Raw genomic sequence first — 22,742 nt, 5'->3', positions numbered from 1 at the left:
GCTCGACGGCATTTCGGCCTGGCCGGCCGCCGACACGCCGGCCGGGCCCTTCCGGCTGGTCCCGGTCGACCTCGGCCGCGACCTCGCGGGGCTCACTCTGTGGATGAACGATCCGGCAGTCGCGGAGTTCTGGGAGTTGGCCGGCGAGCAGGGGGTCACCGAAGCCCATGTCCGAGCCCAACTCGACGGCGACGGCCGCAGCGTGCCCTGCCTCGGTGTGCTCGACGGCACCGCGATGAGCTACTGGGAGGTCTACCGCGCCGACCTCGACCCGATCGCCCGCTACTACCCGGCCCGGCCGCACGACACCGGTGTCCACCTGCTCATCGGCGGTGTTGCCGACCGCGCCCGTGGCCTGGGCGGCACTTTGCTGCGGGCGGTCTCCGACCTGGTCCTCGACCACCGCCCCGCCTGCGGCCGGGTGATCGCCGAACCGGACCTGCGCAACACCCCCTCTGTGGCGGCCTTCCTCGCCGCCGGCTTCCGGCTCTCCGCCGAGGTCGAACTGCCGGGGAAGCGCGCCGCTCTGATGATCCGCGACCGCGCCCTGCGCCATCGCGTCTGACGCTGTGCCCGACCGCGCCCGACCGCGCCCGACCGCGCCCGACCGCGCCCGACCGCGCCCGACCGCGCCCGGCGGTGTCCGACGTGTCCGATCGCGACCGGCCACCGCCGAGCACGCCCGACCGCGACGGTCGTGTCCGACCTGCAGCGGCCGCCTTGCCCGCAGTCCTTCCGTCCCGTCCGCAGGAGTCCACCGTGACGACCCCATCCCCGATCGAGTCCGGCGCCGCCTGGGAGCGCGCGGCCAGGCGGCTGCTCGCCAAGATGCTCGCCGAGTTCGCCTACGAACACGTGATCGCGCCGCAGCCCGACCCCGCGTCCGGCCACGACGCGTACCGGGTCGACCTCGCGCCCGACGTCACCTACCGTTTCCGTGCGCGCCGTGGCTCGTACGGGAGTTGGTACGTGGATGCGGGCAGCATCACCCCGACCGGCGACCCGCTGCACTTCCTCGCGCACGGACACGACACCGTGCTCGGGCTCAGCGGTGACACCACAGGCCACCTGATCAGGGAACTGCTCGCCACGCTGCGCGCCGATGTGCGACTCGACGCCACCGCGCTCCCGGCAGCCGAACTGGCCGACCTCGACTACGCCGAGCTCGAAGGGCACCAGACCGGCCACCCATGGCTCGTGGCCAACAAGGGTCGTATCGGATTCTCGGACGCCGACGCGGCGCACTGGGCGCCCGAGGCCCGTAGACGCCACCAACTGCCGTGGATCGCAGTCCACCGCGACCTCGCCGAATACCGGGGAACCGGCACCCTGAACACCTCCGACCCGCTCTACGCCGAGGAACTCGCGCCTGAGATCCTCGACACCTTCCACCACACCATCGCCGACCACGGCCGCGCCCCCGCCGACTACCTGCTGCTGCCCGTCCACCCCTGGCAGTGGGAACAGGTCGTCGCCCCACTCTTCGCACCCGCGATCGCCGACGGATCCATCATCCACCTCACCACCGACAACGACCTGCGGCTGCCGCAGCAATCGATCCGCACGTTCCTCAACACCAGCCGCCCGCACCGCCGAACGGTCAAACTCCCGCTGTCGGTGCTGAACACCCTGGTCTGGCGGGGGCTGCCGACCGAACGCACGCTGGCGGCCCCCGCGGTCACAGGCTGGGTGCACACGCTGCGCGACCACGACCGGTTCCTGCGCGACGAGGCCCGGGTGATCCTGCTCGGTGAGGTGGCGTCCGTCACCGTCGCCCATCCTCAATACGACAAGATGCCCACGGTCCCCTATCAGTACCGCGAGCTGCTCGGCTGTATCTGGCGCGAACCGCTGACCGCGTACCTCGCTCCCGGCGAGCGCGCCCGCACACTCGCCGCGCTGCTGCACACCGACCCGGCAGGCCGCGCCTTCACCGCCGAACTCGTCGCTCGTTCCGGGCTTTCCCCGCAGGTGTGGCTACGACACCTCTTCGCCGCGCTTCTCCCTCCATTGCTGCACTTCCTCTACCGTTACGGCACCGTCTTCTCCCCGCACGGCGAGAACGCGATCGTCGTCTACGACGAGCACGACATTCCGGTGCGGCTGGCGGTCAAGGATTTCGTCGACGACGTGAACGTCTCCGCGCAGCCGCTGCCGGAACACGACACCATGCCGGCGGACGTCCGCGCCGTGCTGCTGACCGAGTCGCCCGAATTCCTCACCCAGTTCATCCACTCGGGTCTGTTCATCGGCGTGTTCCGCTATCTCGCGCCGCTGTGCGAGCAGCAACTCGGCGTTCCCGAAACCGAGTTCTGGACGCTGGTACGGGAGGAGATCGTCCGCCACCAGGAGCGCTTCCCCGAACTCAAGGAGCGGTTCGCGCTGTTCGACCTGTTCGCCCCGCGGATCGCCCGGCTCTGCCTGAATCGCAACCGCCTGCACCTCGACGGCTACCGCGATCGGGCCAACCGCCCGCACGCCGCCGTGCACGGGACCGTGGCCAACCCGCTCTGCGGGCCCTGAACGCGCCGCCCGGCCGCGGTCTGGCACCCTGAGCGCGTCGCCGGTCGAAGACGCCTCGCCGGGCGCCGCTACGATCTGTCCGACGACGGCTGAGCCGAGGGGCGGCCCGACGGTGGGAGTGGGATGGGCGAGGAGACTGGCGGCGGGGTGTGCCCGGAGTGCGGCACCACAGGCGCCCATCCCGGGCAACTGGTCTGCCGGGGTTGCTACGTGCCCTTCGCGCTGATGGCACCCGCTCTCCGTGCGGACTCGACGGACCCTACGGACCCGGTGGAGACCGCGCAGCCCGTCGACGCGCGCCCGGCGGCCGACCCGCACCCCGAGCACACCCGCGTCATCGGCCGCCTCCCGAACACCGAAGCGGGCAGCGCCGAGACCCGCAGGGACGGCCCGTCGCGCGCCCTGCAGCTGAGTTTCCCGGGCGGCCAGGTCGTCGCGGTCGAACCCGGCCGGCACATCCGGCTGGGCCGCGAGCGGCGTCTGTGCCCGGCGGTCGGCTTTCTCGCCGCCCACGACAACCTGTCCCGCCTGCACGCCACCGTCAGGGTCGAGCCGGACGGCTCCGCGTCCATCACCGACGAGGGCTCCACGAACGGCACATACCTGCACGGCTACCGGCTTCCGCCCAACGACCCCGCCGTCCTGAACCCGGGTGACGTCATACGGCTCGCCGCCGACGTCACCGTTCGGGTGCTGCCCTGACCGCCGCATAGGAGGCGACGCACCGGGCGAGCGGGTGCTCGGCACCCAAGGCGGCGGACGTGTCGCGCGCCAGCTCCACGAAGCGCCTGGCCACCGAGGAGGCGCCGTGGAGTCCCTCCAGCGCACGCGCCCGGCCGAAGAGCGCCGCGAAGGACGCCGGCGCCCTCTCGGCATCCTGCCGGGCCAGTTGCTGGAGCGCCTGCCAGTACCGCCGGTCGGCGTCGGCGAAACGGCCGGTCGTCAGCAGCCCCTCGCCCTCCTCCAGCAGCGCCCACACCACATGCCGCGTCCCGCGGTCCAACGCCGTCGGCGTACGCGGTACGCGGTCCGGGCGCTCCAACCCCCGCAGCCGCACCGCCACCTCGCCCGCCGTCGACGGCCGGTCCGCGGGGTCCTTGGCGAGCAGTTCGTGCACCAGGTGCGCGAGGCCGGCCGGCACCTCGGGCCTGCGCCGCTCGATCCGCTCGGGCGTCTCGTGCACATGCGCGTACGCGTACCCGACGACGTTGCCCGCGGAGAACGGCGGGCCCTCGGCGAGAAGCGCGTACAGCACGCAGCCGAGGGAGTACAGGTCGGACTGCGCGGTGACCTCCCGGCCATGCGCCTGCTCGGGCGACAGGTAGGGCGGAGAGCCCAGCACGGCCTGCGGGTCCGTGTACCGGGCGCGCTGCGGGTCGCGCTGGGCCACCAGGCCGAAGTCGCAGATTTTGACGGTGCCGTCAGGCAGCAGCATCAGGTTCTCCGGCTTGATGTCCCGGTGCACGAGGCTGTGCTCGTGGGCGTGTTGCAGACCTGCGGCGATCTGGGCGCCGTAGGCGAGGACATCGGCGATCGGGAGGCTACCCCGTTCCAGCAGCACCTCGCCGAAGTCCTGTCCGGACAGCACTTCCATCACGAGGAACGGGCGGCCGTCGTGCTCGCCCGCGTCATGGATGGTCGCCACGTTGGGGTGGCTGAGCGCAGCGGCGGCGACGGCCTCGCGGCGAAACCTGCCCTGGCGCTCGTTGCGCTCGCCCTCGGCCCACTCGGCGCGCAGGGTCAGTACCTTTACTGCCACCCGGCGTCCCAAACCTTGGTCGACGGCCGCGTACACCTGCCCGAAGCCTCCGCCGCCCAACCGCTCTTCCAGCCGGTAGCGGCCGCTGAGCAGCGTCCCGGCCCCGATCCGGTCCGACGGCCCGCTCATCCCGCCCACTGCGCCTCCACTCACTCGCGCGACCTCCACTCGCGTACGCCGTTGCCGTGCAGGCCGTTCACTCGTGCGCCGGCGACTCGTCAGCCATGCGCCACAGGTCGGACGGCAGACCCACCATCGTGGGGTCCGCGGCCGCGGCGGTCCGCTGCGGTCCGACCGTACCGTCCGTCGCGTCGTCCTCGAACACGAACTGGCGCCCGCTGGGCAGCAGTTCCAGGCGCTCGTGCAGCACGATCGCGTCCCCGCGGCGCAACTGCCAACGCGTGCCGTGGAACAGCGGCAGCAACTCGTCGCCGGCCGGGCGACGGCGGCGGACTCGGGTGCCGTTGGCGCTGCGCTCGTCGACGACGGTCAGGCCGGTCCCGTCGTACTCCAGCACCACATGCGTGCGGCTGACCGACTCCACCGCCTTGTCGTCGATCCAGGCGCCGAGGGCGACCCCGCCGCCCGCGGGGGCCCGGCCGACCGCCAGCGGCTTGCCCGCCGTCACCATGAAGCGGCCGCGGACCGTGCCGTCCATGACCACCTTCATCTGCGCGCGGCGCGGCCGCGGCCCGGCGTCGGCCAGCGGCAGGCCGTGGGTGGGGCACAGCACCCGCTTGCCCCGGCGGCGGGGGAGCGCGGCGCCAGGGTGTTCGCCCGCCCCGAACAGTGGGCAGTCCGCGTGCGGGCAGCGCCAGTCCCGGCTGAGCACATCACGGTGCGCCGACGGCGCCCAGCGCCTGAGCACCCCTGCCTCCAACAGCAGGCCCTCCTCCTCCTTGCGCGAGATCTGCCACTCCGGGGGCACCGGCATGATCCGAGGGCGCACCACCAGCACCCCGTCCGGGCCGAGCGGGCGCAGGAAGTGGTCCCGGTCGCCCGGAATCCACGGGTAGGCGCGGTGGAAGTCGAGGAAGTTGTCCGCGCTGACCACTTGCAGTTCGAGTGTGTCGGCGAGCTCCAGGATGCGGTCGTCGGCCCTCGGCAGGACTTCCAGCATCCGGTCGCGGTACCAGCGGTCCAGGCACTCGCGCTCCGGCGGCGTCAGGCGGCTGTCGGTCAACAACGAGCGGTCCGTGATCGGGTAGACCTGCACCGAGGGGTCGTGGGCGAACTCCGCCAACGCGTCGAGCAGCGCCTCGAAGCGGCTCAGGTCCGCTGCTCCGGCACCGCCGAGGGCCGGTTCGCGTACGACGTTCGCCACGTCGATCACGTACTCCGCGGCCGAGGCATCAAGCGTCAAGCGGCTCTCGCACTGCATATGACCAGAAGCTAGCACCGCCCGACCGTGACGGTCCCGTGAATGTCCGGGTGGTGACCGGACCGGCCGGACCCGGACCGCGCTGTCGGTGCGGCGCCGTAGGCTGGCCCTCCTATGACTGCCACCACCCCACCCGCCCTCACCGACCTGCTGCATGCCGCCGTCACCGCCGTCGGCGGGGTGGAGCGGGAAGGCCAGGTCGCCATGGCCGAAGCCGTACAGGCCGCCGTGGAAGACCAGTCCCATCTGCTCGTGCAGGCCGGCACCGGCACCGGCAAATCGCTCGGCTACCTGGTGCCCGCCCTGGCACACGGCGAGCCCGTGGTGGTGGCCACCGCCACCCTTGCCCTCCAGCGCCAGCTGGTGGAGCGCGACCTGCCGCGGACGGTCCAGGCGCTGAAGCCGCTGCTGCGCCGCGAACCGCAGTACGCGATGCTCAAGGGCCGCTCCAACTACCTGTGCCTGCACCGCCTGCACGAAGGCGTGCCGCAGGACGACGAAGACGGCCTCTTCGACCCGTTCGAGGCCGCGGCGCCGACCAGCAGGCTCGGCAAGGACCTGCTGCGGCTGCGCGACTGGGCCGACGAGACCGAGACCGGCGACCGGGACGGGCTCAGCCCCGGGGTCTCCGACCGCGCCTGGAGCCAGGTCTCGGTCACCTCGCGTGAGTGCCTGGGCGCCACCAAGTGCGCATATGGTGCCGAGTGCTTCGCCGAGGCAGCCCGCGAGCGGGCCAAACTCGCCGAGGTCATCGTCACCAACCACGCCCTGCTGGCCATCGACGCCATCGAGGGCGCCCCGGTGCTGCCGAGCCACGAGGTGCTGATCGTCGACGAGGCTCATGAACTGGTCTCACGCGTCACAGGAGCCGCCACCGGCGAGCTGAGCCCCATCGGTGTGAACCGCGCCGTCAAGCGTGCCGCCAAACTCGTCAACGAGAAGGCCGCGGACGCCCTCCTGAGTGCCGGGGAGGGTTTCGAGCGGGTGATGGAGCTGGCCCTGCCCGGGCGGCTGGAGGAGATCCCCGAGGACCTCTCGTACGTGCTCGCAGCGCTCCGCGACGCGTGCCGGCTGGTGATCACGGCGCTCGGCGAGACCCGGGACAAGTCTGTGCAGGACGAGGATGTGATCCGCAAGCAGGCTCTCGCCTCCGTCGAGCATGTCCACGAGGTCGCCGAACGCCTGGTGCAGGGCTCGGAGTTCGACGTGGTGTGGTGCGAGCAGCACGACCGGTTCGGCGCGTCGCTGCGAGTGGCACCGCTGAGCGTGTCGGGTCTGCTGCGCGAGAAGCTCTTCAACGACCGCTCCGTGGTCCTCACCTCCGCCACCCTCAAGCTGGGCGGCGACTTCAACGGGGTGGCCGCCTCGCTCGGTCTCGCCCCCGAGGGCGTCAAGGCCCCGGAGGGCGAGGAGGAGGTGCCGCCGTGGAAGGGCATCGACGTCGGCTCGCCCTTCGACTACCGCAGGCAGGGCATCCTGTACGTGGCCCGGCATCTTGCGCAGCCGGGCCGCGACTCCGGCCGTGCGGACATGCTCGACGAACTCGCCGAGCTGATCGAGGCGGCCGGTGGACGTACCCTCGGGCTCTTCTCGTCGATGCGCGGCGCCCAGGCGGCCGCGGAGGCGATGCGCGGGCGGCTGGACCACCCGGTGCTGCTGCAAGGTGAGGAGACACTGGGCGAGCTGATCCGCACCTTTGCCGAGGATGCCAGGACCTGCTTGTTCGGCACGCTGTCGCTGTGGCAGGGAGTGGATGTGCCGGGCGTGAACTGCCAGTTGGTGGTGATGGACCGGATTCCCTTCCCCCGGCCGGACGATCCGCTGATGAGCGCGCGGCAGAAGTCGGTGGAGGAGCACGGCGGAAACGGCTTCATGGCGGTCGCCGCCACGCACGCGGCGCTGCTGATGGCCCAGGGGGCGGGGCGGCTGATCCGGGCCTCCGGTGACCGGGGCGTGGTGGCCGTACTCGACCCGCGACTGGCCACCGCGCGCTACGGCGGTTTCCTGCGCTCCTCGATGCCCGAGTTCTGGTACACCAACGACCGCAACCAGGTGCGGAAGTCGCTGGCCGCGATCGATGTGGCGGCGGGGCAGCCGGCTGTCGCCGAGGCGGCTGAGGCAACCGAGGCCGAGGCGTAGCAGGGCCGTTGTGGCGGCGTGCTGGTCCTGAGCGGCCCGGGGCGGGTCGCGGTGGCCATCGCGACCCTCGGGTATGTCCAAGGGCCCGGCAGGCCGCCACCGCGGTCCACCGGGCCCTGCAGGCAGGGTCGAGCCTGGCTGCGGCCCGCCGAGCGCCGGGTCAGATCCGGCGCAGCACTGCCACGACCTTGCCGAGGATCGTGGCTTCGTCGCCGGGGATGGGCTGGTACGCCGCGTTGTGCGGCAGCAACCACACATGGCCGTCGTCCCGCTTGAAGCGCTTCACGGTCGCCTCGCCGTCCAGCATCGCCGCGACGATGTCGCCGTTCTCGGCGACCGGCTGGCGCCTTACGGTCACCCAGTCGCCGTCGCAGATGGCCGCCTCGATCATCGAGTCGCCGACCACCTTGAGCACGAACAGCTCGCCGTCGCCGACGAGTTGGCGCGGCAGCGGGAAGACGTCCTCGACCGACTCCTCGGCGAGGATGGGACCGCCGGCCGCGATCCGACCGACCAGTGGGACGTACGACGCCGAGGGCTTGCCGGTGGTGTCGGTGGGCTGCGGGTGGCTGGCGTCGGACGCGCGGACCTCGTACGCGCGCGGGCGGTGCGGGTCGCGGCGCAGGAATCCCTTCCGCTCCAGCGCCATGAGCTGGTGGGCGACCGACGAGGTGCTGGACAGGCCGACGGCCTGGCCGATCTCGCGCATGGACGGCGGATATCCGCGACGCTGCACCGAGTCCCTGATGACCTCGATGACGCGGCGCTGGCGCTCGGTCAGCCCTGAGCTGTCGGCGCGAATTCCCGGGGGCCGTCCGGGGAGTGCGCGCGCCGGCTTCGGGGTGCTGTCTTCGTTCGTCACGTCCAACGGGCCGATTCCGTCCGGGGAGCGGTCATGGGCGGGCAATGTGCCGGTGGCGCTCTCTGCGGTGGTGGTCACGGCGGCCCCTTTCGAGTTGTTCTCCACCGCATGGACTGCGGTCGGCCCGCCTCCGCGTGCGGGCAGTTAGTACAACGGTAGTGGGTTTCGAAAGGTTGCGCCAAACACACGTTCGAGTGAATTAGCGAAAATCCGCTGACGTGATCAAGGTACCGGGTGTATTGATCGAATGGAAGTTCGACTCCCGCATTGCCTCCGGCGTGGCGACCGAGGTGCCGCAGCAGGTGTCCGCGGGGCGCGCAAGCCGGGGTCGCGAATTCCGATCGGCCCAGTGTTGCACCGGCTCCCGGAGTGCGTCCCGCAGGCTCGCTCCGTACACTCCGGCATGTCCCGGGCGCCCTCCGTGGCCGCCGCGGCATCACGACACGCGGATCGGACCCCCTGATGCACGGGCACCAGATCTAGTGGTTGGATGGAGCTCGGCCACCACAAGTTGTGGTTTCCAAGCAGGCCCGGTGGATCCAACGCTGCTGCGATCGCCTATGCTTGGGGCTGCTTCCGGGGTTCCGGCAGGACGCGGAAGCACGTACATCGTGCGCTCACTGTGAGTGAGGGAGGGAGTAGGAAGACCGTGCACTGCCCCTTCTGCAGACACCCCGACAGCCGTGTCGTCGACAGCCGGACCACCGATGACGGTGCGGCGATCCGCCGTCGGCGTCAGTGCCCCGACTGCGGGCGGCGCTTCACCACCGTCGAGTCGGCCTCGCTGATGGTGATCAAGCGCAGTGGCGTCACCGAGCCCTTCAGCCGCAACAAGGTGATCGTCGGCGTGCGCAAGGCGTGCCAGGGCCGTCCGGTCACCGAGGACGCCCTCGCCCTGCTCGGGCAGCGGGTCGAGGAGGCCGTCCGGGCCACAGGCAGCGCCGAGCTGTCCACCCATGACGTGGGACTGGCCATACTCGGCCCGCTCCAGGAACTCGACCTTGTGGCCTACCTGCGCTTCGCGAGCGTCTACCGGGCTTTCGACTCGCTCGACGACTTCGAGCGGGCCATCACGGAGCTGCGCCAGCAGCTCCCACCAATGACTCCCGGCGGGCTTGACGAGGACCTCGGGGTCCCCGCGCCCGCGGGCACCGACTGACCGGCGCCGGGACACGGATTTGCCGACGCGCCACTAGCGCGCCGAGGCGGCAGACAACACATCGTGCTGCGGGAAGAACCGCGCACATCAGGGCGTTTGCCCATATTGGGAGGCGGAATGACAGAGACGACGAGCGGCCCGGCACGCGGTTCACGCACCAAGGGGTCGAAGGCGAGCAAGGGCCTGCGTATCGAGCGCATCCACACCACCCCCGGCGTGCACCCGTACGACGAGGTGGTCTGGGAGCACCGTGACGTCGTCATGACGAACTGGCGCGACGGGTCGATCAACTTCGAGCAGCGCGGCGTCGAGTTCCCCGACTTCTGGTCGGTGAACGCGGCGAACATCGTCACGAGCAAGTACTTCCGTGGCGCGGTCGGCAGCCCCAAGCGCGAGAAGAGCCTGAAGCAGCTCATCGACCGGGTCGTGCTCACGTACCGCAAGGCGGGCGAGGAGCACGGCTACTTCGTCGGCCCCGCGGACGCCGAGATCTTCGAGCACGAGCTGACGTACGCCCTGCTGCACCAGGTGTTCAGCTTCAACTCGCCGGTGTGGTTCAACGTCGGCACCTCCCAGCCGCAGCAGGTCTCCGCCTGCTTCATCCTGTCGGTCGACGACTCGATGGACTCGATCCTCGACTGGTACAAGGAAGAGGGGATGATCTTCAAGGGCGGCTCCGGTGCCGGCCTGAACCTCTCCCGCATCCGCTCTTCCAAGGAACTGCTCTCCTCCGGCGGCAACGCCTCGGGTCCGGTCTCCTTCATGCGCGGCGCCGACGCGTCCGCGGGCACCATCAAGTCGGGCGGCGCCACCCGCCGCGCCGCCAAGATGGTGGTCCTGGACGTCGATCACCCCGACGTCGAGGCGTTCATCGAGACCAAGGTCAAGGAAGAGCAGAAGATCCGCGCGCTGCGCGACGCGGGCTTCGACATGGACCTCGGCGGGGACGACATCACCTCCGTCCAGTACCAGAACGCGAACAACTCGGTCCGGGTCAACGACGAGTTCATGAAGGCCGTCGAGGGCGGCCGGCAGTTCGGGCTGCGCGCCCGGATGACCGGCGAGGTCATCGAGCAGGTCGACGCCAAGTCGCTGTTCCGGAAGATGGCCGAAGCGGCCTGGGCGTGTGCCGACCCCGGCATCCAGTACGACGACACCATCAACCAGTGGCACACGTCGCCGGAGAGCGGCCGCATCACCGCGTCCAACCCGTGCAGCGAGTACATGCACCTGGACAACTCGAGCTGCAACCTCGCCTCGCTCAACCTGATGAAGTTCCTGCGTCATGACGACGCAGGACACCAGACGTTCGACGCGGAGCGCTTCGCCAAGGTCGTCGAGCTGGTCATCACCGCGATGGACATCTCCATCTGCTTCGCGGACTTCCCGACCGAGAAGATCGGCGAGACCACCCGCGCCTTCCGCCAGCTCGGTATCGGCTACGCGAACCTGGGCGCGCTCCTGATGGCCACCGGTCACGCGTACGACTCGGACGGCGGCCGTTCCCTGGCCGGCGCGATCACCTCCCTGATGACCGGCACGTCCTACAAGCGGTCCGCCGAACTGGCCGCGGTGGTGGGCGCGTACGACGGCTACGCGCGCAATGCGGACGCCCACAACCGCGTCATGAAGCAGCACTCCGACGCCAACGCGGCCGCCGAGCGGGTGGACGACCTCGACACCCCGGTGTGGGCCGCGGCCACTGAGTCGTGGCAGGACGTCATCCGACTCGGCGAGAAGAACGGTTTCCGCAACGCCCAGGCTTCGGTGCTGGCCCCCACCGGCACCATCGGCCTGATGATGGACTGCGACACCACGGGTGTGGAGCCCGACCTGGCGCTGGTCAAGTTCAAGAAGCTGGTCGGCGGCGGCTCGATGCAGATCGTGAACAACACGGTCCCCGTGGCGCTCAAGCGCCTCGGCTACCAGGAGGAGCAGATCGAGGCGATCGTCGCCCACATCGCCGAGCACGGCAATGTGATCGACGCGCCCGGCCTCAAGACCGAGCACTACGAGGTCTTCGACTGCGCCATGGGCGAGCGGGCGATCTCGGCCATGGGCCACGTCCGGATGATGGCCGCGGCCCAGCCGTTCCTGTCGGGTGCCATCTCCAAGACGGTCAACCTGCCGGAGACCGCGACGGTCGAGGAGGTCGAGGAGGTCTACTACCAGGGCTGGAAACTCGGCCTGAAGGCGCTCGCGATCTACCGCGACAACTGCAAGGTCGGCCAGCCGCTGTCGGCGAAGAAGAAGACGGACACCAAGGCCGCCGCCGCCGAGGCGCCGGCTCCCGTCCAGGTCGAGAAGGTCGTCGAGTACCGCCCGGTCCGCAAGCGCCTGCCCAAGGGCCGCCCGGGGATCACCACCTCCTTCACCGTCGGTGGCGCCGAGGGTTACATGACGGCCAACTCCTACCCGGACGACGGCCTTGGCGAGGTCTTCCTGAAGATGTCCAAGCAGGGCTCGACCCTCGCGGGCATGATGGATGCCTTCTCCATCGCGGTCTCCGTCGGTATGCAGTACGGCGTCCCGCTGGAGACCTACGTCTCGAAGTTCACCAACATGCGCTTCGAGCCCGCCGGCCTCACCGACGACCCGGATGTACGGATGGCGCAGTCCATCGTGGACTACATCTTCCGCCGCCTGGCGCTGGACTTCCTGCCGTTCGAGACCCGTTCCGCGCTCGGCATCCACTCTGCCGAGGAGCGTCAGCGGCACCTCGACACGGGCTCCTACGAGGCCGGTGAGGACGACGTCGACGTCGAGGGCCTGGCCCAGTCCGCACCGCGTCACGTGGAGGCCCCCAAGCCGCTGTCGGCGGCCAAGCCCGCAGCTCCAGTTGCCGCCGCGGCCGCGGTCCCGCCGCCCAAGGAGGCCCACAACTCCACGGAACTGCTGGAGATCCAACTCGGCCTGAACGCCGACGCGCCACTGTGCTTCTCCTGCGGCACGAAGATGCGCCGTGCCGGTAGCTGCTACCTGTGCGAGGGCTGCGGTTCGACCAGCGGCTGCAGCTGAGCGCTGATTCCCGGCTGAGACCGGGTGGTTGATCGGCCGGGCGGCATCGCGTTCAGCGAGCCGCCCGGCCGATCGCGTTGTACCCGCGCCGTGGCGGACGCGCGGCGGTTACAGCGTTCGGGTGAACATCGGGGAGCCGGTGTTTCGCGCGTCAAGGGGGCGAGGGGAACAGCTCCGGGGGAAGGGCGATTGATTCCGGACGAAGATCGATTCGTGCACGCGGGAGCCGTGCACGCGTAAGGGGGACAGCCATGGCGGGTGTGGACATTCGTTACGTAGGCGGGCCTACGGCGGTGGTGGAGATCGGCGGGCTCCGCCTGCTCACCGACCCGACGTTCGACGAGCCGGGGGAGTACCCGATCGGCGCGCGGGCACTGGTGAAGACGGCCGGGCCGGGCGTGGCACCGGCGGAGGTCGGGCCGGTCGACGCGGTGCTGCTGTCGCACGACCAGCATCCGGACAACCTGGACCGGGCGGGGCGCGCGCTGCTGGCCGAGGCTCCGCTGGTGCTGAGCACGCGCTCGGCCCACGACCGGGTGGCCGGGCCTGTGCGCACCCTGGGCAACTGGGAGCATGTCGACCTGCCGCGGCCGGACGGCGGCGTGCTGCGGATCACCGGCGTGCCGGCGCAGCACGGGCCGGACGGCAGCGAGAGGTTGGTCGGTGAGGTCACCGGCTTCGTGCTGTCGGGCAGCGGAGTGCCGACGGTCTACATCAGCGGGGACAACGCGTCACTCGACGTGGTGCGGGTCATCGCCGAGCGGTTCGGACCCTTCGACGTGGCCCTTCTCTTCGCCGGTGCGGCCCGCAGCGCGCTGGTGCCGGACGGCACGCTCACCCTGACCAGCGCGCAGGCGGCGGAGGCGGCCGTCCTCCTGGGTGCCCCGCAGGTCGTGCCGCTGCACTTCGAGCAGTGGGCCCACTTCACGCAGGACGGCGACAGCGTGGAGGCGGAGTTCGCCGCGGCCGGCCTCGCGGACCGCCTGCACCGGCTGGGACCGGGTGCCTCCATCTTGCTGTGAGCGGCTCTTCGGGGTGCCGGAATGGATCGGGCCAGGCGCCCGACGCCACTACGATGGCGCGGTGTTGGTCAAGTGGATACGCTGCGGGGTCGTCGATCGGCCGGGCTTCGACCGAGGACAGCGCCGATGGGTCGCGCTGCGGCAGCAGCCTGGGTTCCTCGGCCAGGGCGGAGGCTGGAGTCGCGCCCAGCCAGGAGTCGCACACCTGTTCGGATTCTGGGAAAGCCGGCGCTCGTACGACGCCTTCATGGCCGGTCCGCATGACGGCGTCGCCGCTGCGCAGCAGGGCATGTACGAAGTGCTCGCGGTGCGGCTGTTCGAGCACCAGCTGGACGTGAAGGTCGGCTTCGAGCCACTCTTCGCCGACACCGATCTGCTCAGAGTCGCGCTGTGCAAGGTGCGGCCGGAGCGCGTCGACCACTTCACGCAGATGCAGGAGCGGGTGTGGAACCCCGCCATGGCCGGGTCCCCCGGGATGCTGCGCGGGGCCTTCGGCCGGGGCGAGGCGGACGATTTCCTGGTGCTGTCGATGTGGGATTCCGCCACGGAGCACGGCAAGTACCGGGAAGGGGCAGTGGAGCGGCTGTCCGAGCGCGCCGGCCTGGACGCCGATGTGCTCTCCGTGGCCGGCGACGTGGTGGACGTGGTGCAGGCGTGGACGGTCTGAGCGGGGATGCCGGTCCTGGCCGGACCGGCTACGGCGTCCAGGTGTCCGGCCGAGGCGCATCGGTGCCCATAAGGCGGCGTGGGGGTGAGCGCAATAGGCTGGCCGGTATGGGACGCCCTCAGCGCATCGTGCTCATCCGGCACGGTGAGTCCCAGGGCAATGAGGACGACACCATCTACGAACGGGTGCCCGACCATGCCCTGGAGTTGACCGCCGACGGCCGAAGGCAGGCCGCGCAGGCGGGCGCCCGGCTGCGCTCGGTGTTCGGCGGGGAGCGGGTGCAGGCGTTCGTCTCTCCGTACCGGCGGACCTGGCACACCTACGAGGAGTTGGGCCTGGATCCGGCGCTGGCCCAGGCGCGCGAGGAACCCCGGCTACGGGAGCAGGACTGGGGCAATTGGCAGGACCAGGAGGACATCCAGCGTCAGCGCAAGGCCCGCGACGCCTACGGCCACTTCTTCTACCGGTTCGCGATGGGGGAAAGCGGTGCCGATGTCCACGACCGGGTGGGGGCCTTCCTGGAGACCCTCTACCGTGCCTTTGACAAGCCGGACTTCCCTCCGAACGTGCTGCTGGTCACGCACGGGCTGACCATGCGGCTGTTCTGCATGCGCTGGTTCCACTGGACGGTCGAGGAGTTCGAGACGCTTTCCAACCCGTCCAACGCCGAGACCCGCATGCTTCTGTTGCAACCCTCCGGCCGCTACATCCTGGACCGGCCGTTCGAGCGCTGGGGCACGCCGGGCCCGCCCGGCGGCGGGCTGCAGTAGTCATGGGCGCGGCATGCGCGGCCGCCCCCCAGGCACCTCGCCCGCGCTTGCCCAGGCCCTCCAAGCTCCGTCCGTGCCGTCCCGGTCTCCCCCGAGGCCGGCCGCGTCACCCCTGCCAGGAAACAGGTGAACGCCGCGCCGCCGCCCAGGCCCGTACGGTGTCCAGCCGTTCCCATCGACGGATCACCGCCTACCAGTCGCGTGGCGGGGCGTCTGCGCGCCATTCGAGGATGCCTGCGGTGATCGGCGCGGTGCCGGCTCGTACGGCGCCCTGGCGCCGATCAGGCCGGTCAGTACGATGCGTCAGATGAAACCAGAGGTTCCGACGCCATGATCCCCGAGCCCGCCCCCGGTCCCGGCCGGCCCGGTTCCGCCTCCGGCCGGGCCCCTGATGCCAGCCGTCTGTCGCGTGCCACGGCCAGCCTGCGCGGGCTGGCGGTCGGCGACGCACTCGGCTCGCAGTTCTTCGTGCCGGCCAACTACCCTGCCCTCCAGAGCGGCGAACTGCCGCCCGGCCCGTGGGCGTGGACGGACGACACGGAGATGGCCTGCTCGGTCCTGGCGGTGCTCGCGGCGCACGGCCGGATCGATCAGGACGCGCTCGCATGGTCCTTCGCGGAGCACCACGACTTCGACCGCGGCTACGGCCCCGCCGTGAACCGGATGCTGCGGCTGATCCGGCAGGAGGGCGCCGACTGGCGCGAACTCGCCGCCGGACTGTTCAACGGACAGGGCTCGTGGGGCAACGGGGCGGCGATGCGGATCGCGCCGCTGGGCGCCTGGTACGCGGGCGACCCCGAGCAGGCCACCCACCAGGCCGAGATCTCCGCCTACACCACCCACCAGCACCGGGAGGCCGTGGCCGGAGCGATGGCAGTCGCCGCCGCGGCCGCGCTCGCCGCCGACCCGGCGAAGTCCGGCGACCCGGACGCGCTCCTGGGCACGGTGCTGGACCTGGTGCCGCGCAGTGCCGTGCACGCGGGCATCCGCCGGGCCCGCGACATGCTGGATTACGCCGACGTGGCGACCGTCGCCGCGGTGCTCGGCTGCGGCCGCCGCACCAGCGCCCATGACACGGTGCCCTTCACTTTGTGGGCCGCCGCGCGCCACCTGGGCGACTACGAGCGGGCGTTCTGGACCACCGCGCGGGCCGGCGGTGACGTGGACACCAACTGCGCCATTGTCGGTGGCATCATCGCCGCCCGTCCAGGTGGCGAGCCGCCCGCCACCTGGACGCGACGGACCGAACCACTGCCGAAGTGGGCCGGAGCGGCCTGATCGCGGCACGCGCGCGGCCGGCTCGCTAGGTGGGCGCGCGCGTCCGTTCCCGCCGCTCCGTGCCGCCCGATCACCCCTCTGCGGATGGGCCGTTGCCGAGAGGTAGGCTGGGAGCGTCATGCCGTACGTACCGCCCACCCACACCGTCGAGCGTTCGATGCGCGCCACCCTCGGCGTACGCACCGTCGCTGGTGTGGACGAGGTGGGGCGCGGCGCGTGGGCCGGGCCGGTCACCGTGTGTGCAGCGGTCACCGGACTGCGCCGCCCGCCCGAGGGCCTGACCGATTCCAAGCTGATCACCCCCAAGCGGCGGAGCAAGCTGGCCGTTCTCCTCGCCGACTGGGTGACGTCCTACGCGCTCGGCCACGCGTCGCCCGAGGAGATCGACAGCCTCGGCATGACGGCGGCACTGCGGTTGGCGGCGGGACGCGCCCTGGAGGCGCTGCCCGAGCGGCCCGACGCGGTCATCCTGGACGGCAAGCACAACTACCTGGGCGGGCCCTGGCAGGTGCGGACCGTCATCAAGGGTGACCAGTCATGTGTTGCGGTGGCCGCCGCGTCCGTGATCGCCAAGGTGCGGCGCGACGCCGCGATGGCCGAACTCGGCGCGGAATACGCCCCGTTCGCCTTCGCGGACAACGCCGGCTATCCGTCACCTGTGCACCGTGCGGCACTCGAGGAACTGGGCCCGACCGCGCAGCACCGGCTGTCCTGGTCGTACCTGGACGCGATGCCGCGGTGGCAGCACCTCAAGAAGGTGCGGGACGACGCTGACACAGGGGAACAACTCGGTTTCGATTTCTGATTGGGGAACCACCCCCCGCTGCGTATTCTCAGCGCGTTTGATAGACATCAACTCATGCCTCTCACCCCCGAGGAGCCTCAGATTCACGAGAGCGTCCCTGGTCCCCGCACTGCTCCGGCCGCCGGCCGGAATGCGTCGACCCCCCGTCCAGTCCCCGGCCCGCCGCGACCCGCGGCGCCGCGCCCCACGCCGTCGAGGGAAGCAGCAGCCGCGGGCGTCGGTCCCAGCCGTCCCGGTCCCAACCGGCCTGCAGGCAAGGCCGGACCGGTGACCCCGGCCGCGCCACCCGCTGCCGTGCCCTCGCAGCGGTCCGCCGACGGCACGTCCGCCCAGATCCAGCTCATCCCCGTTCCGGAGGCAGGCGCGATCGACGCGGCTGACGAAACGGTTGACCTGTTGCTGGACACCGGCCGTGCCCCCGGCGAGATCCTGGTGCTGACCGCAGGCGAGCAGCATCCCTGGGCCGCCCACGAACTGTCCTTCGGCGAGGCGTCCTACTGGGCCCAGCACGACGCGGCGGACGACGTGTTCTACGCCGACATCCGCGCCGCCCGCGCCACCGGTCGCCCGGTCGTGGTCGTCGCGCTCAACAGCGGTGACGACGAAGGGATGGCGCCTGCGTTGGCGGGGGCGCTGGCCCGCGCCGGTGGGCTGCTGATCGTGTGTGGCGACCCGGTCCGGATCAACGGACTGCTCGGCGCCAGCGCCTGAAAGGGGTGCCCGAATCGGGTGCCCGACCGGGCCGCGGCACAGGGGCCGTACACCTGACCGCCGGCCTGGTCGCGGCGTCGGCCCCCGGCTTGCCGCAAAGGCGGCCGGCCGGGCGGTCAGCGTACGGCGGCCTGGCGTTCGGCCAGCGGCGACCCGTCCGGAAGCGGGGCGTGCACCGGCGGGTTCGTCCGCCGGGCAGTCTCGGAGCGGGCGTTGGGCGTACGACCGGCGCGGCTCTCGCCGATGACGTTCCAACCGTCGTCGGTGAGGGTTACGTACGACCCGCAGCGCAGCCCGTGCAGCGTGCAGGCGTCGCGCAGGCCCCACATCCAGGCGCCGTCCTCCGCGGTCCAGTCCGGGCCGCCGTCCCGGCAGACCATGAGGACCGCTACCCGCACCGGGTGGCGCAGCCGCAGGTCGTGCGGGATGACCCGGCGCAGGTGGGACAGCAGGGAGTTGCGGCGTTCCCAGCCGTCCAGCACTCCGACGCGACCGGTGAACGAGGCGCTGGCCCTGATCTGTCCGTCCGGGTCGTAGACCGCGACCACCGCGGTCGACGGCGTGGGCAGATGCCTGGCGTGCAGGTCCTTGATGACATCGCGCGGGCTGGCCAGCATCGGCACCCCACTGCCGGCCCACTCGGCCGGCTCCACGCTGCGCGACACCCGGGGGGAACCGGCGGACGAGGTCTCAGGAACGAACCCGATGGTCACGGTCCTCCCTTCACGGATGCACCCGTAGACCGGGCGCGGGCGCACGCCGGTCAAGGGGCTCGGAGAGCCGATCGGGGAATCCACCGCCAATTCTTCCTCTCGTACTGCCATGCGGCAACGGGCAATTGGTGGCAACGACCGGTATGGCAGTGTCCGCCGGATAGATCCCATCCGGCTGATCGAGTCGACCCCGCACCGCCGGGACCAGCGGGAACACGGCGGTCGGCCCGATCCGCAGATGCGTCCGCCCGCTGTCGGCGGGCGGCGGGCGGATTGCGGCCGGCGCGCTCCGCCGGGGCGGGGAATTGGGCCGTTGTCGGTGTTGTGGGGTTGCATGGGGACATGAGCAACCAGGAGCTGCGTGCGGAAGCCGATGTGATCCTTGCCGAGCTGGTGGGCGGCCCGGAGGGTTCGGCGCGGCTGCGGGAGGACCAGTGGCAGGCGGTGGCCGCGCTGGTGGAGGAGCGCCGGCGTGCGCTGGTGGTGCAGCGCACCGGTTGGGGCAAGTCGGCGGTGTACTTCGTCGCCACCGCTCTGCTGCGGCGGCGCGGTTCCGGCCCCACAGTGATCATTTCGCCGCTGCTGGCGTTGATGCGCAACCAGGTCGAGTCGGCCGCGCGCGCCGGCATCCAGGCGCGGACCATCAACTCGGCCAACCCGGAGGAGTGGGAGACGATCTACGGAGAGGTCGAGCGGGGTGAGACGGACGTTCTCCTGGTGAGCCCCGAGCGTCTCAACTCGGTCGACTTCCGTGACCAGGTGCTGCCCAAGCTCGCGGCCACGACCGGCCTGCTGGTGGTCGACGAGGCGCACTGCATCTCCGACTGGGGCCACGACTTCCGCCCCGACTACCGTCGGCTGCGGGCGATGCTGGCCGAGTTGACGGCCGGTGTGCCGGTACTGGCCACCACCGCGACCGCCAACGCACGTGTGACCGCGGATGTGGCCGAGCAGTTGGGCACCGGTGCCGGTGAGGCACTGGTGCTGCGGGGCACGCTCGAACGGGAGAGCCTGCGGTTGGGCGTGGTCCGGCTGCCGGATGCCGCGCACCGGCTGGCCTGGCTGGCCGAGCACCTGGGCGAGCTGCCGGGCTCCGGGATCATCTACACCCTCACCGTCGCCGCGGCCGAGGAGGCCACCGCGTTCCTGCGGCAGCGCGGCTTCGAGGTGGCCTCGTACACCGGGAAGACGGAGAACGCGGAGCGCCTGCAGGCCGAGGTCGACCTGCAGGAGAACCGGGTCAAGGCGCTGGTCGCGACATCGGCCCTGGGAATGGGCTACGACAAGCCGGACCTGGGCTTCGTGGTCCACCTCGGCTCGCCCTCCTCGCCGATCGCCTACTACCAGCAGGTGGGCCGTGCCGGGCGCGGTGTGGCGCACGCGGACGTGCTGCTGCTGCCCGGCCGGGAGGACGAGGCCATCTGGCGCTACTTCGCCGACACCGCCTTCCCGCCAGAAGCACAGGTTCGGCAGACCCTTGCGGCCCTTGCGGAGGCGGGGCGGCCGCTGTCCGTGCCGGCCCTGGAAGCGGCGGTGGACCTCCGGCGCGGCCGGCTGGAGACGATGCTGAAGGTGCTGGATGTCGACGGTGCGGTCAAGCGGGTGAAGGGCGGCTGGGCGGCCACCGGGGCCGAGTGGGTGTACGACGCGGAACGCTACGCGTGGGTGGCCAGGCAGCGGGCGGCCGAGCAGCAGGCCATGCGCGACTACGTGAGCACGGCGCAGTGCCGGATGGAGTTCCTGCGCCGACAGTTGGACGACGAGGGAGCTGTCCCCTGTGGCCGTTGTGACAACTGCGCGGGGGCGTGGGTCGACTCCTCCGTATCGGCCGGGGCGCTGACGGGGGCGGCGAAGGAACTGGACCGCCCCGGGGTGGAGATCGAGCCCCGCCGGATGTGGCCGACGGGGATGGCCGCGCTCGGCATCGACCTCAAGGGGCGCATCCCGGCCAAGGAACAGTGCTCGGCCGGGCGGGCACTGGGGAGGCTCTCGGACATCGGCTGGGGCAACCGGCTTCGGCCGTTGCTGGCCGAGGACGCGCCCGATGGGCCGGTGTCGGACGAGGTCCTGCGGGCCGCTGTAGCCGTCCTCGCCGACTGGGCCCGCTCTCCCGGGGGCTGGGCGACTGACGCACCGGACGCTTCTGCCCGGCCGGTCGGGGTGGTCGCCGTGCCGTCCCTGGCCCGCCCCCAACTGGTCGGTTCTCTTGCCCAGGGGATCGCGGCCGTCGGCCGCCTGCCTTTCCTGGGCAGCCTGACGTACAGCGGGGCGAGCGGGGCGCACGCTGCACGCCGCAGCAACTCCGCTCAGCGGCTCAGGGCGCTGTCCGACGCGTTCACCGTTTCCGAGGAACTGGCCGGCGCTCTGGCGAGCTCGCCGGGGGCCGTTCTGCTCGTGGACGACTCGACCGACTCCGGGTGGACCCTCGCGGTTGCCGCTCGCCTGCTGCGTCAGGCGGGCAGTGGGCCGGTTCTTCCGCTGGTGCTTGCTGCGGCAGGCTGACTGCGGGTGCGGGTGCGGGTGCGGGTGCGGGTGCGGGTGCGGGTGTTGGCCCCGCACGTGGTCCGACCTTGAATCCCGCGGGCCTTGCCTGGTTGTCCACAGCCGAACGGGTGGTCTTCCGCGGGAGGGCCGGTCCATGCGTCATCGTCGAGTCATGACACAGAGCGACGAAGTTCAGCACGGAAAGTCATCGGATCGTCCGATGGAGGTCAAGGTCACGCTGCGCGGCCCCGGGGAACTGGCGGATGCGCTGCCCTATCTGCTCGGCTTCCAGCCGACGGACAGCCTGGTTCTCGTGGCGCTGCACGGGGAACATGGCCGCTTCGGCGGGAGGTTGCGGGTGAATCTACCCGAGAACCCGGCGGACTGGTCGATCAGCGCCGGCCATCTTGCCGAGTGCCTGGTGCGGAACAGCACCCGCCGTGGCGGACACCCCGACGCGGTCGTCGTCTTCCTCTGCCAGGATCCGTCCGAGGGCGAGCGTCCGTCGGACGTGATGGAGCGGCTGCGCCCTCTCGCCCAGCGATTGCGCGTCGCCTGCGGAGAGTTGGACGTGCCGGTCGTCGAGGCGCTGTGCGTGTCGGCCGGGCGCTGGTGGTCCTATTGCCTGCCGGACTGCACACCGTCACCGGTCGAGGGCACCGCTCTCCCTCCGCCGGGCAGCACCTCCATGGCCGCCACCGCCGCGTATGCCGGCCTGCCGGTTCCCGGCTCACTGCGGGACATCGAGGCCCGGCTCAGGCCATCGGCGGTCAGCGACCACAAGCGGGAGATCGCGCTGGACATCGCCTGCGCCGATCTGCTGCCGCGGATGCTGACCGACAACCGCGTCGAGGAGACGCGCCGCCGCACCCTCGGGCTGGCCCGCGCGGCGCTGGAGAGGTTTCGGGCCGCGCCGCGGCTCGACGACGCGGTCCGCTCCGACGAGCAGGACGACGGGTTGCTGGTGGACGACGAGGCAGCTGCCGTGATCCTCGGACTCCAGGACAAGGCCGCCCGCGACCGCGCTGCGGAGTGGGCGGAGCCCGGACAGGCCGATGCGGCGGTGCGGCTCTGGCGGGCGCTGGCCCGCCGCTGCGTCGAGCCCTACCAGGAGCATGCGGTCGCGCCGCTCACCCTCGCCGGATGGGTCGCGTGGTCGACGGGGGACGAGGCCGAAGCTCGGGTCGCACTGCGGATGGCGCTCGACCTCGATCCGAACTACACCTTCGCCCGGCTTCTGCACACCTCCGTCAACGAGGGCCTGGACCCTGAGTTGCTGCGGCGTAGTTTGCGTCAGGAGCGGCGCAAACGGGTGCTCGGCAGGGCAGCCACGCGCCGCGGCCCGACCGGGCCGGCAGGCCGGGGTCCGGCCCATCGCGCGCCCAGGGGCTACCGCGCCCGGACCCGCCGATGACCGGCCTTATGACCCGCGCACCACTCCGGTGTACGCG

The 22,742-nt window shown here is 71.3% G+C and carries 18 protein-coding genes; 14 read left to right on the top strand and 4 right to left on the bottom strand.

Annotation, left to right across the window (positions count from 1 at the left end):
- From AC13HU_RS02000 to AC13HU_RS01990, 3 genes are all read left to right on the top strand, one after another.
- Positions 1–565, top strand: a 565-nt coding sequence (locus AC13HU_RS02000; protein WP_483039939.1) for a GNAT family N-acetyltransferase, incomplete at its 5' end; no start/stop codon positions are given.
- Between the two features lie 194 nt (positions 566–759).
- Positions 760–2,523 carry an IucA/IucC family protein gene (locus AC13HU_RS01995; protein WP_483039938.1) on the top strand — a complete coding sequence of 588 codons (1,764 nt, stop codon included), beginning with the start codon at positions 760–762 and terminating at the stop codon, positions 2,521–2,523.
- Positions 2,524–2,646: 123 nt separating this feature from the next.
- Positions 2,647–3,225 carry an FHA domain-containing protein gene (locus tag AC13HU_RS01990; protein ID WP_483039937.1) on the top strand — a complete coding sequence of 193 codons (579 nt, stop codon included), beginning with the start codon at positions 2,647–2,649 and terminating at the stop codon, positions 3,223–3,225.
- Here the strand turns inward: AC13HU_RS01990 and AC13HU_RS01985 are convergent.
- Both AC13HU_RS01985 and AC13HU_RS01980 read right to left on the bottom strand, forming a co-directional pair.
- Positions 3,203–4,411, bottom strand: coding sequence for a serine/threonine-protein kinase (locus AC13HU_RS01985; protein WP_483039936.1), 1,209 nt, complete (start codon positions 4,409–4,411; stop codon positions 3,203–3,205). The two genes, AC13HU_RS01990 and AC13HU_RS01985, sit on opposite strands and share 23 nt — an antisense overlap.
- Positions 4,412–4,478: 67 nt before the next feature.
- Positions 4,479–5,645, bottom strand: a complete 1,167-nt coding sequence (locus tag AC13HU_RS01980; RefSeq protein ID WP_483039935.1) for an FHA domain-containing protein — start codon at positions 5,643–5,645, stop codon at positions 4,479–4,481.
- A 132-nt stretch (positions 5,646–5,777) separates the two neighbouring features.
- On the opposite strand from AC13HU_RS01980, the gene AC13HU_RS01975 reads away from it, so the two are divergent.
- Positions 5,778–7,802 (top strand): ATP-dependent DNA helicase, encoded by a 2,025-nt coding sequence (locus tag AC13HU_RS01975; RefSeq protein ID WP_483039934.1) that lies wholly within the window; start codon positions 5,778–5,780, stop codon positions 7,800–7,802.
- Positions 7,803–7,962: 160 nt separating this feature from the next.
- On the opposite strand, the gene lexA is transcribed toward AC13HU_RS01975, so the two are convergent.
- Positions 7,963–8,742 (bottom strand): transcriptional repressor LexA, encoded by a 780-nt coding sequence (gene lexA / locus AC13HU_RS01970; protein ID WP_483039933.1) that lies wholly within the window; start codon positions 8,740–8,742, stop codon positions 7,963–7,965.
- Between the two features lie 571 nt (positions 8,743–9,313).
- Between lexA and nrdR the strand changes: the two genes are divergently transcribed.
- The 8 genes from nrdR (at position 9,314) to AC13HU_RS01930 (ending at position 18,094) form a co-directional block, all read left to right on the top strand.
- Positions 9,314–9,823: a transcriptional regulator NrdR gene (gene nrdR, locus AC13HU_RS01965; RefSeq protein ID WP_483039932.1), complete on the top strand. Its 510-nt coding sequence runs from the start codon at positions 9,314–9,316 to the stop codon at positions 9,821–9,823.
- Between the two features lie 117 nt (positions 9,824–9,940).
- Positions 9,941–12,841, top strand: coding sequence for a vitamin B12-dependent ribonucleotide reductase (locus tag AC13HU_RS01960; RefSeq protein ID WP_483039931.1), 2,901 nt, complete (start codon positions 9,941–9,943; stop codon positions 12,839–12,841).
- A gap of 251 nt (positions 12,842–13,092) precedes the next feature.
- Entirely contained in the window at positions 13,093–13,863 is a 771-nt protein-coding gene (locus AC13HU_RS01955) for an MBL fold metallo-hydrolase (protein WP_483039930.1), read from the top strand.
- Between the two features lie 61 nt (positions 13,864–13,924).
- Positions 13,925–14,530, top strand: a complete 606-nt coding sequence (locus AC13HU_RS01950) for a YdbC family protein (RefSeq protein ID WP_483039929.1) — start codon at positions 13,925–13,927, stop codon at positions 14,528–14,530.
- Positions 14,531–14,637: 107 nt separating this feature from the next.
- Positions 14,638–15,300 (top strand): histidine phosphatase family protein, encoded by a 663-nt coding sequence (locus AC13HU_RS01945; protein ID WP_483039928.1) that lies wholly within the window; start codon positions 14,638–14,640, stop codon positions 15,298–15,300.
- Positions 15,301–15,630: 330 nt separating this feature from the next.
- Entirely contained in the window at positions 15,631–16,578 is a 948-nt protein-coding gene (locus tag AC13HU_RS01940) for an ADP-ribosylglycohydrolase family protein (RefSeq protein ID WP_483039927.1), read from the top strand.
- A gap of 118 nt (positions 16,579–16,696) precedes the next feature.
- Entirely contained in the window at positions 16,697–17,383 is a 687-nt protein-coding gene (locus AC13HU_RS01935) for a ribonuclease HII (protein ID WP_483039926.1), read from the top strand.
- 54 nt (positions 17,384–17,437) lie between these two features.
- Complete coding sequence (locus tag AC13HU_RS01930) at positions 17,438–18,094, top strand: hypothetical protein (RefSeq protein ID WP_483039925.1); 657 nt, start codon at positions 17,438–17,440, stop codon at positions 18,092–18,094.
- Between the two features lie 116 nt (positions 18,095–18,210).
- Here the strand turns inward: AC13HU_RS01930 and AC13HU_RS01925 are convergent, their stop codons facing one another.
- A complete protein-coding gene (locus AC13HU_RS01925) occupies positions 18,211–18,807 on the bottom strand; it encodes a hypothetical protein (protein WP_483039924.1) in 597 nt (198 codons plus the stop codon).
- 342 nt (positions 18,808–19,149) lie between these two features.
- Between AC13HU_RS01925 and AC13HU_RS01920 the strand changes: the two genes are divergently transcribed.
- Positions 19,150–21,309 (top strand): RecQ family ATP-dependent DNA helicase, encoded by a 2,160-nt coding sequence (locus AC13HU_RS01920; protein WP_483039923.1) that lies wholly within the window; start codon positions 19,150–19,152, stop codon positions 21,307–21,309.
- A gap of 202 nt (positions 21,310–21,511) precedes the next feature.
- Positions 21,512–22,705, top strand: a complete 1,194-nt coding sequence (locus tag AC13HU_RS01915) for a DUF4192 domain-containing protein (RefSeq protein ID WP_483039922.1) — start codon at positions 21,512–21,514, stop codon at positions 22,703–22,705.
- Positions 22,706–22,742: the final 37 nt, after the last annotated feature.

The organism is Streptomyces sp. NH27 (assembly GCF_056859195.1).
Note: the sequence above shows the minus strand (reverse complement) of the source record. Positions and strands in the feature narration are given on the sequence as shown.